The sequence below is a fragment of the Yersinia sp. IP36721 genome (genome assembly GCF_003634395.1).
Lineage (GTDB): Bacteria > Pseudomonadota > Gammaproteobacteria > Enterobacterales > Enterobacteriaceae > Yersinia > Yersinia entomophaga.
In genome coordinates, this window is sequence record NZ_QCZL01000015.1 from 1 (window position 1) to 15,570 (window position 15,570).

A 15,570-nucleotide genomic window follows, 5' to 3' on the forward strand; every position below is an offset into this window, starting at 1 on the left:
TTATATTTTATTAAAAAGCCATGCAACCAACGAACCAGGTCGGTTTTATCGGAAACTCATCCTCATTAATGGGTATTCACACTCGGCGGTAGCTCAAGAGCGGTGGGGCGTAAGGGGATAAAACGTGTCGCCAGTCGGGATGCTGAGGCCTCTGATACACTACCGGTCTCACTGCGAAGAGTAACAGACAGAAGATTTTTAACTGCTGGTTAAAACTCTGGCGGTGACTGACGAGTCAGGCTACATACCAAATAACCTTTTTTATCATCTAGATTGTTGTGTTGTTAACTTGCAATGAGGGTGATTTTGCCGAAGTTTTAGGCAATGTGATGCAACCCTACCCCAAATTAGCCCAGTTATCAGGGTGTTATAAGATGCTATTAACGGTGTGAATAAGTGGCTGTTTGAAAAGTGGTTTTAGCGGCAAGAGTGTGGGCTGTCAGGCGCAAGCGTCCTGTTGAAAAGTCAGCTAAGTCATCATCTTCGAGCCAACCTAATGGCGTGACCAGCTTTATACTATCAGCAGCAGTTAAGACTGACTTTTCAGCCAGGAACAGATGAAATCAGCAATATGATAGGGTTGATTAATATCCAATTGCGGTAAATCTGTAGGTGCCGGTTCATCGCTTGCTAGCGCAATAACATGCTTATCGATTACTCCGGTAAAAGGTTTTCCTACAGCCGCTCGATATAGGGCGATCTTATTGATAGGCTCATGTTTGAACCCCTCGACCAATACGAGATCGATACTGTTTGCATCCAATCGGCTTGCTAAATATTGGAGATCCAATGACGGATTATCTGGCGTTTCAGTCATTAGCGCCCAACGTTTATCACTAGCAACTAATGTCTGGTCTGCACCGGCTTTCCGTAGCTCATAGCTATCTTTACCTGGCGTATCGACATCCATATTATGATGAGTATGCTTAATTAGCCCTACCCGAACGCCACGCTGTCGTAATAGGGGAATAAGTTGCTTCAGTAATGTCGTTTTCCCTGTGCCGCTGTATGCCGCTATTCCTAGGAGTGGGGGAATTGGCTTGCTCATTGTCTTTCTGTATTCCTTTCTTCCCATAACGCACAGTCTTCAGGCGTATTTAAATTACAAAACATCTCTGCTGATTCATTAAATATAACCCGTTGAGCATGAATATTTTGGAGTAAGACCATTAGTTTTCTTTCTCCATTTGCCAGATAGTTCTCTAATGTTGTTATCAGGCTTTTATGCAGTAAAACCAGCGTTGGATGATCTCTTTCACCATCGTTCACATAAGCGGCCAGCGTGTTATTTCGGCCCTGCCAAAGTTTCTCAACCATATTTGATGGAATATCTGGGACATCGCAAGGCACAAAAATGCACCATTCAGTCGCGGCTATATTTAATCCTGCTAGCATTCCCGCCAAAGGGCCGGAAAAGTCGTCAGTGATATCGCTAAAAACTGGAATCCCGGATTTCTCATAGCAAGAGATATTGCGGTTAGTATTAATCAGTAAATGCTTAACCTGAGGAGCCAATTTATCTGCGACATGCTGGTACAGCAATTTTCCGCTCAGTTGAAGCAATCCCTTATCTTCCCCCCCCATTCGAGTTGAGCGCCCTCCTGCGAGAATTATTCCGGTAATCATTGGCTGCATTGGCCGACCTTATTACAATAAGCGATTCAGGAATTGTATAACTAAACCAGTGACGGAGTAAGGATTTACCTTTATTGACAGTTAGGTCTCTTTCACTACCTGGCTAACCCTGCTACTTTGTCTTCATATTTTCAAATAGGATAGTTTTTCTATGAAATGTCATCGCGTAAATGAACTGATTGAACTTTTACATCCGGCCTGGCAACAAGAACCCGATCTGAATCTCATTCAGTTCCTGCAAAAGCTGGCAATAGAAGCGGGTTTTAAAGGCGATTTTTCAGATTTGACGGACGATATTCTCATTTATCATCTGAAGATGCGAGGTTCTGCCGCTACAGAAACCATTCCAGGTTTGAAAAAAGACTATGAAGAAGATTTCAAAACGGCGTTGTTACGGGCTCGTGGCATCATTAAAGATTAGTCATGGCAATGAATGCCGACGTTTTTTGAATGATGTTATCTTCTGCTATCAATAGATCACCGTGAATAACTGATGCCTAAAAATGCTGTTCTAAATAACTCTGCTTTTAATTTTCAGTCATTGTCTCCAGACCTGATCATGGATGCCCTTGAAGGCGTCGGATTGCGAGTGGATTCAGGTTTAACGGCGTTAAACAGCTATGAAAACCGGGTTTATCAGTTTATGGATGAAGACCGGAAGCGTTATGTCGTGAAATTTTATCGACCTGAGCGCTGGAATGCCGCCCAAATTGAGGAAGAGCACCGTTTTTCTCTCGATCTAGCGGAAGCAGAAATTCCGGCCGTAGCGCCTTTAGCGCTGAATGGCCAGACTTTGCATACCCACTGCGGTTTTTTCTTTGTTGTATTCCCCAGCGTGGGCGGGCGTCAGTATGAGATCGATAATCTGGATCAATTGGAGTGGGTCGGGCGCTTTCTCGGGCGAATACATCGGGTTGGTAGCAAAAGCCGGTTTATAACCCGACCAACGATGAGCGTTGAAGAATATCTGACTGAACCGCGAAGCCTGCTGGCAGACTGTGAGTTGGTTCCAACCAAGCAGAAAGATAAGTTTTTAGCTGCAACAGATTTGCTTATTGATACTATCAAACAGTACTGGCGTACTGACTGGCAGCCTATTCGTCTGCATGGAGACTGTCACCCAGGTAATATTCTTTGGCGTGACGGCCCATTTTTTGTTGATTTGGATGACTCGCGTAATGGCCCGGCAGTGCAGGATCTCTGGATGTTATTACATGGAGAACGTAGCGAGCAGCTTATTCAGTTGGATATATTGCTGGAGGCTTATGGCGAATTTGCAGATTTTGATCAGCGGGAATTAACGTTGATCGAACCTTTACGCGCTATGCGTATGGTTTATTACCTGGCTTGGGTCGTCAGACGTTGGCAAGATCCAGCTTTTCCTAAAAGTTTTCCGTGGATGGCTGAGCCTGATTTTTGGTTACAGCAGACTTCGGTATTTGCAGAGCAGGTTAAGTTGTTGCAGGCACCCCCTCTACAGCTGATTCCAATGTATTGATGTTAAGATAATGGAGATTTTTATTGTATGAATAAAGTATGGCTTGCATTAGTGGGTATGGTGATGGCATTTAGTGCCTCAGCGGCACAATTTTCTGATGGTTCCCAATATGTGACTTTAGATAAACCGGCAACAGGCGAGCCGCAGGTTTTGGAGTTCTTCTCATTCTATTGCCCACATTGCTATCAGTTTGAAGAGATATATAAAGTGCCTGAAACAGTGAAGAAGTCACTGCCAGAAGGCACTAAAATGACTCGTTATCATGTAGACTTTTTGGGGCCTCTAGGTAAAGAGTTAACTCAGGCATGGGCTGTTGCCTTGGCATTGGGTGTAGAAGATAAAATTACTCCATTGATGTTTGAAGGTGTGCAGAAAACTCAGGTTGTTCAGACTCCATCTGATATTCGTAATGTGTTTATCAAAGCCGGTGTTCCTGCAGAAGAGTATGATAGTGCTATCAATAGCTTCGTCGTTAAATCATTGGTCGCGCAACAACAAAAAGCGGCTGAAGACCTCGGATTACGCGGCGTTCCTGCTATGTTCGTGAATGGTAAATACCAAATCAAAAACGACGGTATTGATACCTCTTCACAAGAAGCCTACGCTAAACAATATTCTGATGTCGTTAACTTTTTGATTAAACAAAAGTAATGATAATTCAGTGATAATAAACCGGCTTCGGCCGGTTTATTACCTTAAAAAAACACTATGATAAACATGGAATAAATTTGTATTATCAATATAAAGTGACAACGTTTAATTAACTAGGCTGGAATAAAATGACGATTTTCCTTCATTGAATATTCAATTGATTCAATTAGTTTAAGAAAATTCCTAAAAACCAATCTATCGATTATAGAAATATCGCTTAAGCATTTTACAGTAAGGTGTTTTAATTTATACCAGCGTCACATCCATAGGGCCTGAAAAGCTATCCACCGTTTTTAAAATTTTGATATCCAATATTCTCCGCCAGGAAAATACACCAATATTAATTCCCTATATAAAAAGTTCAATTAACTAATATCCACAATTACGATAAAAATTTCATGACGATAATTGTGAATGTAGATTATTTTAACTCAATGATTTATATGTATTTTAATAATACTCTCGATGGGTAATGTTATTAAAATAGATCCTCTTTACTCTTTTACTCACAAAGTTATCCACAGAACGGATCGGTTCGATCATGTAGCGATCGCTCACGAAAATCACACAAGAAAGGCCGCTAAGATTCGTCTCTTGCTGTCAGCTATGGCATTCTTAGCACCAGACTCAGCAATTAAAGATGAAGACACCTTATGGCACAAATCGCAGAAAACCCCTTAATCCTGGTTGACGGCTCCTCTTACCTCTATCGCGCCTACCATGCATTTCCTCCACTGACCAACGCCAGCGGGGAACCAACAGGTGCGATGTATGGCGTGCTTAACATGCTGCGCAGCCTGCTGCTACAGTACCATCCAAGCCATGTTGCGGTAGTTTTTGATGCCAAAGGTAAAACCTTCCGTGATGAGCTATTTGCTGAATATAAATCTCACCGCCCGCCGATGCCTGATGATTTGCGCTCGCAGATTGAGCCGTTACACCAAATGGTGAAAGCGATGGGGCTGCCGCTGTTAGCGGTTTCTGGCGTTGAGGCTGATGACGTGATTGGCACTTTGGCGCAGGAAGCCGAGAAAGCCGGCCACTCAGTATTAATCAGCACCGGTGATAAAGATATGGCGCAGTTAGTCACGCCAAATATCACCCTGATCAATACCATGAACAACACCATCCTTGGTCCAGAAGAAGTATGCGAAAAATATGGCATACCTCCAGAACTGATCATCGATTTTCTGGCGCTGATGGGGGACGCGTCGGATAACATTCCTGGCGTGCCGGGCGTGGGAGAAAAGACCGCGCAGGCGTTATTACAAGGCTTAGGTGGGTTGGATACGCTTTATAGCAATCTGGATAAAATCGCGACCCTGACTTTCCGCGGCGCGAAAACCATGGCTGCCAAGCTGGAACAGAACAAAGACGTTGCCTACCTCTCTTATAAACTGGCTACGATTAAAACTGATGTTGAGCTGGATGTGACTTGTAGCGAGTTGACGGTTTCGGCTCCCGATGTCGATCAGCTGCATACATTATTTGGGCGTTATGAATTCAAACGCTGGCTGGTTGATTTAGAAGGCGGAAAGTGGCTGGAGGGCAATAAACCGCGCCCGACGGGGACGGGTAAGAGTGATAGTAAAGCTGCCGCCGCTGTAGATATTGCTGCTCCGATTGCTGAGGTGACGGCACAGCTTTCACAAGAAAACTACCAGACCATTTTGGATGAAGAAACTTTCTTCGATTGGTTTGAGCGGCTGAAAAAGGCTGATGTCTTTGCTTTTGATACAGAAACTGACGGTTTAGACACTTTGACTGCCAATCTCATCGGGCTTTCTTTCGCTATTGCTCCCGGTGAAGCGGCTTATCTGCCCGTAGCTCATGATTATCTGGACGCGCCAGCGCAGCTGGATCGTGATTGGGTATTGGCACACCTTAAACCGCTGCTGGAAGACGCGAAATCGCATAAAGTCGGGCAGAACCTGAAGTTCGATAAAAGCCTGCTGGCTCGTTATGATATCGATCTGCGTGGCATCGAATTTGACACCATGCTGGAATCTTATGTGTTGAATAGCGTTGCTGGCCGCCATGATATGGATAGCCTGTCTGAGCGTTATCTCAATCATAAAACCATTACTTTTGAAGAAATTGCCGGAAAAGGTAAGAACCAGCTGACTTTCAACCAGATTGCACTGGAACAGGCTTCGCCTTATGCGGCAGAAGATGCGGATGTGACTCTGCAATTGCATTTAGCCATGTGGCCGAAGCTACAGGAAAGCGAAGGTTTACTGCGTATTTTCCGAGAAATTGAAATGCCGCTGCTGCCGGTTTTGTCGCATATAGAACGCACCGGCGTGTTAATCGACCAATCTATTCTTTCTACGCATTCTCAAGAATTAACCATTCGTTTGGCTGAATTGGAGAAACAGGCGCACGAATTGGCAGGCGAACCTTTTAATCTGGCGTCGCCGAAGCAGCTACAGGCCATTTTGTATGAAAAGCAGAAACTGCCCATTTTGAAAAAAACGCCGGGCGGCGCGCCGTCCACCAATGAGGAAGTGTTGGCAGAACTGGCGCTGGATTACCCGCTGCCGAAGGTTATTCTCGAATATCGTGGCCTGGCCAAGCTGAAAAGTACCTATACCGATAAGTTACCTTTAATGATTAACCCGGTTTCCGGGCGAGTACATACTTCATATCATCAGGCGGTAACGGCTACCGGCCGTTTATCTTCTCGCGATCCTAACCTGCAAAACATTCCTGTAAGAAATGAGGAAGGTCGACGAATTCGTCAGGCATTTATCGCACCAACCGATTACAGCATTCTGGCTGCCGATTATTCTCAAATCGAACTGAGAATTATGGCGCATCTTTCACAGGATAAAGGCCTGCTGGCGGCTTTTGCTGCGGGTAAAGATATTCACCGGGCAACGGCGGCAGAAGTCTTTGGCGTGGCGCTGGAAAATGTAACCTCAGAGCAGCGCCGTAGTGCGAAGGCGATTAACTTTGGTTTGATTTACGGTATGAGCGCCTTTGGTTTGGCGCGTCAGCTGAATATTCCGCGTGGGGAAGCTCAACGTTACATGGATCTGTATTTTGAGCGTTATCCGGGGGTGCTGGAATATATGGAAAGAACGCGTAAACAAGCGGCCGAGCAAGGTTATGTGACCACTCTGGATGGGCGCCGCTTGTACCTGCCCGATATTAACTCCCGTAATGCCACTCGTCGTAAAGCTGCGGAGCGTGAAGCGATTAATGCGCCTATGCAAGGCACCGCTGCCGATATTATTAAGCGAGCAATGATTGCAGTAGATAACTGGTTACAACAGCAGGAAGAGCCTCTAGTTCGTGTGATCATGCAGGTACACGATGAGTTGGTGTTTGAAGTGCATGAAAGCGTGCTGGAAAGTGCCACTCAGAAGATTCGCGATCTGATGGAACAGAGCATGGAATTGGACGTGCCGTTGAAGGTTGATGTCGGCGTGGGTAAGAATTGGGATCAGGCTCACTAAGTGGCGATTATTAAAGCGTTTTATGTAATTAAGCTACATTAGGTGCCGATTATGCTTGGTTCCTCACCGCTGAATCGTGCCAATTTGTGTAACTATACAACAAAAAATTCTTTTGCCCTGCGAAAAAATGATGTAGAGTTACAGATGTAGGGTACAGAGGTAAGATGTTCTATCTTTCAGACCTTTTACTTCACGTAATCGGATTTGGCTGAATATTTTAGCCGCCCCAGTCATTTATTGACTGGGGCGTTTTTTATGGGCGCAATCCGGCCATTGGCCGATTTATTCAGCGTTAGAATGCAATTTGGGGAAGAAACAGGGACGCGGGGTTAAGTCTGGGAAGCAATGCCGGGCAACAACCAGAGGCTGCCGCCCGTAGAGTGGAGGATTAAGAGATAAACCGGTTAATCACAGTGCGGAATCTTGCTTACTCGCCGTCGTCTTCCAGTTCTTCCATCACTTCCGGCGGAATTTCGCTGAACCAGGTGTCCAGTTTTTCCCGCAGTTTATCAACGCCAATTTTTTTCAGTGAAGAGAACGCTTCGACCTGAATATCACCCATGAAAGGAATAATGGCTTCGCGAACCATATTCAACTGGGCTTTACGCGCACCGGAAGCCAATTTATCGGCTTTGGTCAGTAACAGCATCACTGGCGTACCTACAGCAACGGCCCAGGTAATCATTTGCTGATCCAGATCTTTCAATGGATGGCGAATATCCATCAACACAACCAGCCCTTTCAGGCAGTTACGCTTCTGTAAATATTCACCCAGCGCGCGCTGCCATTTGATTTTCATTTCTTCAGGTACTTCTGCGTAACCGTAACCCGGTAAATCCACCAGACGGATACCATCGGTCACTTCAAACAGGTTGATCAACTGAGTACGTCCCGGCGTTTTACTGGTACGTGCCAGACTTTTTTGGTTGGTCAATGTGTTAAGCGCGCTGGACTTACCCGCATTGGAACGGCCCGCAAATGCGACCTCAATGCCTTCGTCGCGCGGAAGATGGCGAATATCCGGAGCACTGATGACGAAATGGGTCATATGATAGTTATAGTTTTTAATGGTCAAAATTTTTCGTCTCCGTAAGAGATAGCTAACATGGGGGGATTATAACTACATCGGCGGGAAAGCGGGGGGTTTATCTCGATTAACTCAGTATGCGAGAAAAATGGCTCTGGAACTTGATGTTTTGTAAGCGATTGCCCATTTTTTGCTGCGGCGATGTCTTATTTTTTAAGTATTGTTAAGAAATCTTGCTTTAAAAACAATCTATTATCAATACGGTGATAATTGAACCAGTCCGCATTGGTGTAAGTGTCTTGAGTAAAAACAACGGGCTAGTAAAGTTATCGCCGGTACTGGGATGTACCAAAAGGAAATTATCAGCGACTCGGGATGGGTTGTTGTCTCAGGGAATCGAAAGGAATCAGCAGAGATTAAGGACGATGACCCACGGATGAGTCAGGATGGTGACTTTCAAGTCGGCAAGGAAGAACGAGTAAATGCCAGGATCGGGCGGAGCAAAGGAAGGCTGCAAGGAGCGGTAAATTTTACGGACAGACCGACATGGAGTGTCGTGTAGTCAAGGGATAAACAGGGAAGTTGGATAAGCGCACGGATTGCGCTGTAAGGATATCCTTCCGCAGAAGGTGCGAAAAAAGGCGACAGGGCAACCTGCCGCCTTTTTTCTTTGTCTGCTTTCTGCTAGATTCCGCCGCAATCCTATACTAAATCCAATCCTATATTTATTTACCTAATTTAAGAGCACAGGTTATGAACCAGCCAACGAAAGCACCGCGCGGCAAAACCGCAACACCAAAGCGTAATAAAAAGACACGCGTAGAGCTTGATCTTGAAGCTCGCGAACGTAAACGTCAGAAAAGACACAGCGGTAATCGCTCAGGTGCGAGAACCAACGTAGAGGCCAACAACAAGAAAGGCCAGACTCAGGTTCAGGAAAAAGATCCGCGTATCGGCAGTAAAGTGCCTGTACCGCTGGTGGTTGAAGGCAAAGTTAAAGCTAAGCCTGCTGCGCCTAAGCCTGTAGCCAAACCACGTCTGACACCGGAAGAAGAGCTGGCTAAGCTGGAAAATGACGAACGCCTGGATGCATTACTGGATCGTCTGGATAATGACGAAGTATTGAGCAAAGAAGATCAGGCTTATGTCGATCTGACGTTGGATCGCATCGACGCATTGATGGAACAGCTGGGTATTGAACTTGGTGATGACGAAGATGATGAAAAGCCTGAAGAGAAGCAGGAAGATATCTTACAGTTACTGAAACGCGGTAATAAAGACGCATTCTAAGCTATGAATTGGGTGATCCCGACGATAACCCTACTACTTACATGTTATCTAGTGTGGTTATTGGGTAAACTATGGCGGCTGTCGCAGCGGAAATCCCGCCTGCGCAGCGCTTCCGCGGCCAGACAACGTAAACAATCGCCTTTTAACCGGCCCGGTAGAAAAAAATATCGGAAGGAATGAACAATGTCTGAGAACGCTGTTGTTTGGGATCTGGCCCTAATTCAAAAATATAACTATTCAGGTCCACGTTATACCTCATATCCCACCGCCCTTGAGTTTAGCGAATCTTATGATGATGCGGCTTATGAACGGGCGGTTGGCCGTTACCCTGAGCGACCGCTTTCGCTGTATGTCCACATCCCGTTTTGTCATAAGCTTTGCTACTTTTGCGGCTGTAATAAGCTGGTTACTCGCCAGCAGCATAAGGCTGATGAATATCTGGCGGTACTGGAAAAAGAAATTCGTCAGCGCGCAAGCTTATTCAAAGGGCGTCAGGTCAGTCAGATGCACTGGGGCGGCGGGACGCCAACCTATCTGAATAACACACAAATCACGCAGTTAATGAATTTGCTACGGGATAATTTTGATTTTTTACCCGAAGCGGAACAATCCATTGAAGTCGACCCGCGTGAAATTGAGCTAGACGTTATCGATCACCTGCGTGCCGAAGGCTTTAACCGCCTGAGCATGGGGGTGCAGGATTTCAATAAAGAAGTTCAGCGATTGGTCAACCGTGAACAGGACGAAGACTTTATCTTTGCGCTGATTGCTCGCGCTAAAGCGGTGGGATTCAAATCGACCAATATTGATTTGATCTATGGTTTACCGAAGCAGACGCCAGAAAGTTTTGCTTTCACGCTAAAACGGGTAGCAGAGCTTGGCCCAGATCGCTTGAGCGTGTTCAATTACGCTCATTTGCCTTCATTGTTCGCGGCTCAGCGAAAAATCAAAGATGAAGATTTGCCTAGCCCGGAACAGCGTCTGGACATTTTGCAGCACACGATCAGTTTCCTGACAGATTCAGGATATCAATTTATTGGTATGGATCACTTTGCTCGTCCGGATGATGAACTGGCGGTGGCGCAGCGGGAAGGGACATTACATCGAAATTTCCAGGGTTATACCACGCAAGGTGAAAGTGATCTGCTGGGGCTGGGCGTTTCGGCGATTAGCATGTTGGGCGATAGCTACGCGCAAAATGAAAAAGATCTGAAAACCTATTACGCAAAGGTTGAGGAACGAGGAAATGCGTTGTGGCGCGGGCTGGCGATGACCGAGGATGACTGCATTCGTCGTGACGTGATTAAAACGCTAATTTGTCATTTCCAGCTGAATTACGCACCGATTGAGCAACAGTATGGTATTCGTTTTGCTGATTACTTTGCCGAAGATTTGGCTTTGCTGGCGCAGTTTGAAGACGATGGGCTGGTGGAGCGAGACGAAACGGGCATTCGGGTGACATCTCGAGGTCGTTTACTGATTCGCAATATCTGTATGTGTTTTGATATTTATTTGCGAAAACAGGCACGTAAACAGCAATTCTCCCGCGTTATCTGATGATTAATCGCCCTCAGAGCTATGGCTGCGACTGAGGGCGTTATTTCTCGACTATTCCATTCCCAATTCTTTTAGCTTTCTGGTTAGAGTGTTACGTCCCCAGCCCAGTAACCGTGCGGCTTCTTGCTTATGTCCTTGAGTATGGCGCAAAGCGGTGGTGAGCAAAGTGCGCTCCATTTCTGGCTGTGCTTCCGATAACAAATCTTGATGACCAGAACGCAAAGCTCTGTCTGCCCATTGAGCCAGTAGTGTGGCCCAGCTATCCTGCTGTTTCTGGTCTTCGGCATTTGGCGAGACGGTTTCAAACAGCTCTCCCGGCAAATCCTGAATCAGTACTTCCTGTCCAGCTGCCATCACCGTTAGCCAACGACAGGTATTTTCCAACTGACGGACGTTACCCGGCCAGGGTAAACGAGTCAGGGCCGTTTCTGTATCCGGATGAAGATTTTTGGCTTCCACGCCCAATTCTTTGGCTGCAACTTGTAAGAAATAGCGCGCCAGACGAGGAATATCCTCCCGACGTTCTCGCAGCGGCGGTAAATGAACCCGAATCACGTTTAAGCGATGGAATAAATCATCGCGGAATTTCCCTTCCTGAACCCGCAACTCCAGATTTTGGTGAGTAGCTGCAATAATACGCACATCTACTTTCACTGGCGCATATCCGCCAACCCGATAGAACTGGCCGTCAGCTAGCACTCGCAGTAGGCGAGTTTGTACGTCCATCGGCATATCGCCGATTTCATCCAGAAATAAGGTGCCGCCGTCGGCCTGTTCAAATCGTCCCTGACGCACCTGATTTGCGCCGGTAAAAGCGCCTTTTTCGTGACCAAATAGCTCGGATTCAATCAAATCCTTCGGAATTGCCGCCATATTTAAGGCGATAAACGGCGCTTTTGCCCGTGGGCTATGGCGATGGAGAGCATGAGCGACTAATTCCTTGCCGGTTCCAGACTCACCATTAATCAAAACGCTAATGGATGAGCGGGAAAGGCGGCCAATAATGCGGAATACGTCCTGCATTGCCGGTGCCTCACCGATAATATCAGTCGTCGGCCCACTGGCAGGTTGGCTGCGCGGCGGTTGTTGCTGCTCCTGATAATGGCTGATAGCGCGTTCAACCAGCGCGACAGCCTCATCAATATCGAAAGGTTTTGGCAGATAATCGAAAGCACCTTGTTGATAGGCGCTGACCGCCGCATCCAAATCGGAATGCGCTGTCATTATGATGACCGGGAGCATCGGGTGGCGCTGTTTAATCTGCTTGAGCAGCGCTAAACCGTCCATTCCTGGCATACGAATATCTGATAACAACACATCCGGAGTTTGTGTGGCCAATGCATCCAACACGGCATGGCCGTTGTCGAAACTGACACAGTTTAAACCTGCTCCAGTCAGTGCGCGTTCAAGCACCCAGCGGATGGAGCTATCGTCATCGACGATCCAGACTATCCCTCGTTGCATGGAAACCTCACTGGCGAATAGGCAGGTAAACCGAAAATTCGGTGTGTCCCGGCCAACTGTTAAATTCAATCTTACCCGAATGCTGATCGATAAGGCTGCGTGCTATGGACAGGCCGAGGCCAGTTCCTCCCTCGCGGCCGCTGACCATAGGATAGAACAGAGTATCCTGAAGCTGCGCGGGTACACCGGGGCCGTTATCTTCTATATCAATTCGAGCGGCCAGACGGTAGCGAACGCCGTGAAGCGTTATCTGAAACGCCGTGCGGGTACGCAGAGTGATATTGCCGCCTTTTTCACCCAAGGCCTGTAAGGCATTGCGGGTGATATTCAGTAATACCTGTTCAATTTGATCCGGATCGTGAGCCAATTCCGGCAGGCTGGGATCGTAATCACGAATCAGGGTGACATTATTCGGTTTTTCCAGTGATACCAACTGGCAAACCCGTTCAGCAACCTGATGAATACTTTGGTTGATATGCTGACCGGGACGTTGAGGGCCAAGCAGGCGATCCACCAGATTACGCAGACGATCGGCTTGTTCGATAATCACTTTGGTGTATTCCAGTAGCGATGGGTCAGGTAGAGCCTTCGCCAATAGCTGTGCTGCGCCGCGTAAGCCACCGAGCGGGTTTTTAATCTCGTGGGCTAATCCTCGTACCAGATCTCGCGCTGCCACCTGCTGAGCGTGCTGGAGTTGCTCCTGACTGAGGCGGCGCTGATTATCCATCGGCGCCATTTCCAGCAGAATAAAACCTTCGGGTAGCGATTGTGCCGTCAGCGATAAAATATGTGCTCGCCCATCGACTACCAGCGTCACTTCATTATCGGTAAAACCTTGCCCTGAGATCAGACTTTCCCGCATTAGCGGAATGTTGAGCGAAAAATAGCCTAATAAATCTGGCAGAGGTGTACCAAAAAGTTTACGGGAGCTTTGCGCCAGCAGTTGTTGAGCTGCGGGATTGGCGTAGTGAATAGCCAGGTCATCATCTAACAGCAGAATGCTGTTAATGAGAGAATTGAGTATCTGCCCAGCATCGGGCAGCGTGCCTGTTGCCATATAGCAGACTCCAACACCGGTTCAGTGCATTTATCCTGAAAAATCAGCGTAATTGCCGAGTCAGGTTACTATTAAAGAAAGATAAAGTGGAGAAAAAAGCCCATCCGAAGATGGGCTAAAAGTTTCCACGGCAACAAAAAACGGCTACTTAAAATTAGACGCTGTAATACAGTTCGAACTCAACTGGGTGTGGAGTCATGCGCACACGATCCATTTCTTCCTGTTTCAATGCAATATAAGCATCGATGGAATCATCAGTGAATACACCACCACGGGTCAGGAACTCGCGGTCTGCATCCAGTGCAGCCAGTGCTTCGTCCAGAGAACCGGCAACGGTTGGGATCTCTTTCGCTTCTTCTGGCGGCAGGTCGTAAAGATTTTTATCCATAGCATCGCCAGGATGAATTTTGTTGATAATGCCGTCCAAACCAGCCATCAACTGGGCAGCAAACGCCAGATACGGGTTAGCCGCAGGATCTGGGAAGCGAACTTCAATACGACGACCTTTCGGGCTGGCAATCACTGGAATACGGATTGACGCAGAACGGTTACGGGCAGAGTAGGCCAGCATAACCGGAGCTTCATAGCCCGGAACCAAACGCTTGTAAGAGTTGGTGGTTGGGTTAGCGAAGGCGTTGATTGCTTTAGCGTGTTTGATGATACCGCCGATGTAGAACAGCGCCATTTCAGACAGGCCGCCGTATTTGTCGCCAGCAAACAGGTTAGTCCCGTTTTTCGCCAGTGACATATGGCAGTGCATACCAGAACCGTTATCGCCAACCAGTGGTTTAGGCATAAAGGTCGCGGTTTTGCCAAATGCGTGAGCCACGTTGTGCACCACGTATTTGTAAATCTGGATTTCGTCAGCTTTCTTGGTCATGGTATTGAAGCGGGTTGCCACTTCGTTCTGACCAGCGGTTGCCACTTCGTGGTGATGAGCTTCAACCACCAGACCCATTTCCTCCATGGTCAGGCACATGGTAGAACGCAGATCCTGAGCGGAATCGACCGGTGGCACCGGGAAGTAGCCGCCTTTCACGCCGGGACGGTGAGCTTTGTTACCGCCTTCGTATTTGGTACCAGAGTTCCACGCCGCTTCGATATCATCGATATGATAGTAAGCGCCAGAGATGTCGTTGCCAAAACGCACGTCATCAAACAGGAAGAACTCTGGCTCTGGCCCGAACAGTACGGTGTCAGCCAGACCGGAAGATTTTAGGAAGTCTTCAGCACGTTTAGAGATAGAGCGCGGATCGCGGTCATAACCCTGCATGGTACCTGGTTCCAGAATGTCACAACGGATAATCAGGGTAGAATCAGCGAAGAACGGGTCCATTACTGCGGTGCTGGCATCCGGCATCAATACCATGTCGGATTCGTTAATGCCTTTCCAGCCGCCAATCGAGGAGCCATCAAACATTTTGCCTTCTTCAAAGAAGTCAGCGTTGACTTGATGAGCCGGGATGGTGACATGCTGCTCTTTCCCTTTGGTATCGGTGAAACGTAAATCAATAAATTTCACTTCGTGCTCATGGATCATCGTCAAAACATGTTCAGCGGACATACTTATATCTCCCGGATTTGTCATAGTCGTCGTCGTGGAACGATTACCGTTATGTACTGAGGTTGTGGCTAGCTGCCATTTTTGTCTGGAAAAAGACTTTTTTAGCTTAAAAAGAGTATTGCGAAAACTGTGCCAACTTTTCAAACCACCCATTTATGCCATATCATGGGGGTCTGCTGATATTCAGTATGCACCAGGATAGTTATATTGCACTATTTTGGTGCTTCCTATGCGCCATTGGGCACCATATTGGTGCAAGAGTGCGCCGAAAGGCGATTTTTGCACCGTGAATAGGATCACAATCTAACCGATGTCAGGTTGTTTATAAGAGATGGTTGTGATCTTGTTTAGTCCCTCGCTTATTAC

12 protein-coding genes are annotated in these 15,570 nt (G+C 47.0%); 6 read left to right on the forward strand and 6 right to left on the reverse strand.

The window, feature by feature from the left end; genetic code table 11:
* Positions 1-529: 529 nt before the first annotated feature.
* Both mobB and mobA read right to left on the reverse strand, forming a co-directional pair.
* Positions 530-1,048 carry a molybdopterin-guanine dinucleotide biosynthesis protein MobB gene (gene mobB, locus DBA33_RS13030; protein ID WP_064514667.1) on the reverse strand — a complete coding sequence of 173 codons (519 nt, stop codon included), beginning with the start codon at positions 1,046-1,048 and terminating at the stop codon, positions 530-532.
* On the reverse strand, positions 1,045-1,635 hold the full coding sequence (mobA, locus tag DBA33_RS13035) for a molybdenum cofactor guanylyltransferase MobA (protein WP_064514665.1): 591 nt from the start codon (positions 1,633-1,635) through the stop codon (positions 1,045-1,047). Before mobA ends, mobB begins: the two co-directional genes overlap by 4 nt.
* A 151-nt stretch (positions 1,636-1,786) precedes the next feature.
* Between mobA and DBA33_RS13040 the strand changes: the two genes are divergently transcribed.
* From DBA33_RS13040 to polA, 4 genes are all read left to right on the forward strand, one after another.
* A complete protein-coding gene (locus tag DBA33_RS13040) occupies positions 1,787-2,056 on the forward strand; it encodes a YihD family protein (protein ID WP_049601376.1) in 270 nt (89 codons plus the stop codon).
* 72 nt (positions 2,057-2,128) lie between these two features.
* The gene (locus DBA33_RS13045) at positions 2,129-3,133 is read left to right on the forward strand and encodes a serine/threonine protein kinase (protein ID WP_071889798.1); all 1,005 of its coding nucleotides are present in this window, start codon (positions 2,129-2,131) and stop codon (positions 3,131-3,133) included.
* Positions 3,134-3,160: 27 nt separating this feature from the next.
* Complete coding sequence (dsbA, locus tag DBA33_RS13050; protein ID WP_064514663.1) at positions 3,161-3,784, forward strand: thiol:disulfide interchange protein DsbA; 624 nt, start codon at positions 3,161-3,163, stop codon at positions 3,782-3,784.
* Between the two features lie 653 nt (positions 3,785-4,437).
* On the forward strand, positions 4,438-7,245 hold the full coding sequence (gene polA, locus DBA33_RS13055) for a DNA polymerase I (protein ID WP_064514661.1): 2,808 nt from the start codon (positions 4,438-4,440) through the stop codon (positions 7,243-7,245).
* 427 nt (positions 7,246-7,672) lie between these two features.
* Here the strand turns inward: polA and yihA are convergent, their stop codons facing one another.
* Positions 7,673-8,320 (reverse strand): ribosome biogenesis GTP-binding protein YihA/YsxC, encoded by a 648-nt coding sequence (gene yihA, locus DBA33_RS13060; RefSeq protein WP_049601387.1) that lies wholly within the window; start codon positions 8,318-8,320, stop codon positions 7,673-7,675.
* 705 nt (positions 8,321-9,025) lie between these two features.
* Between yihA and yihI the strand changes: the two genes are divergently transcribed.
* Positions 9,026-9,562 carry a Der GTPase-activating protein YihI gene (yihI, locus tag DBA33_RS13070; protein ID WP_064514657.1) on the forward strand — a complete coding sequence of 179 codons (537 nt, stop codon included), beginning with the start codon at positions 9,026-9,028 and terminating at the stop codon, positions 9,560-9,562.
* Between the two features lie 183 nt (positions 9,563-9,745).
* Positions 9,746-11,119, forward strand: coding sequence for an oxygen-independent coproporphyrinogen III oxidase (gene hemN / locus DBA33_RS13080; protein ID WP_064514655.1), 1,374 nt, complete (start codon positions 9,746-9,748; stop codon positions 11,117-11,119).
* A 51-nt stretch (positions 11,120-11,170) separates the two neighbouring features.
* Here hemN and glnG read toward each other — a convergent pair whose 3' ends face one another.
* The 3 genes from glnG to glnA form a co-directional block, all read right to left on the reverse strand.
* Positions 11,171-12,583 (reverse strand): nitrogen regulation protein NR(I), encoded by a 1,413-nt coding sequence (gene glnG, locus DBA33_RS13085; RefSeq protein ID WP_064514653.1) that lies wholly within the window; start codon positions 12,581-12,583, stop codon positions 11,171-11,173.
* Positions 12,584-12,590: 7 nt separating this feature from the next.
* A complete protein-coding gene (gene glnL / locus DBA33_RS13090; RefSeq protein WP_064514651.1) occupies positions 12,591-13,640 on the reverse strand; it encodes a nitrogen regulation protein NR(II) in 1,050 nt (349 codons plus the stop codon).
* A gap of 154 nt (positions 13,641-13,794) precedes the next feature.
* Positions 13,795-15,204 (reverse strand): glutamate--ammonia ligase, encoded by a 1,410-nt coding sequence (gene glnA, locus DBA33_RS13095; RefSeq protein WP_049601400.1) that lies wholly within the window; start codon positions 15,202-15,204, stop codon positions 13,795-13,797.
* Between the last annotated feature and the right edge of the window lie 366 nt (positions 15,205-15,570).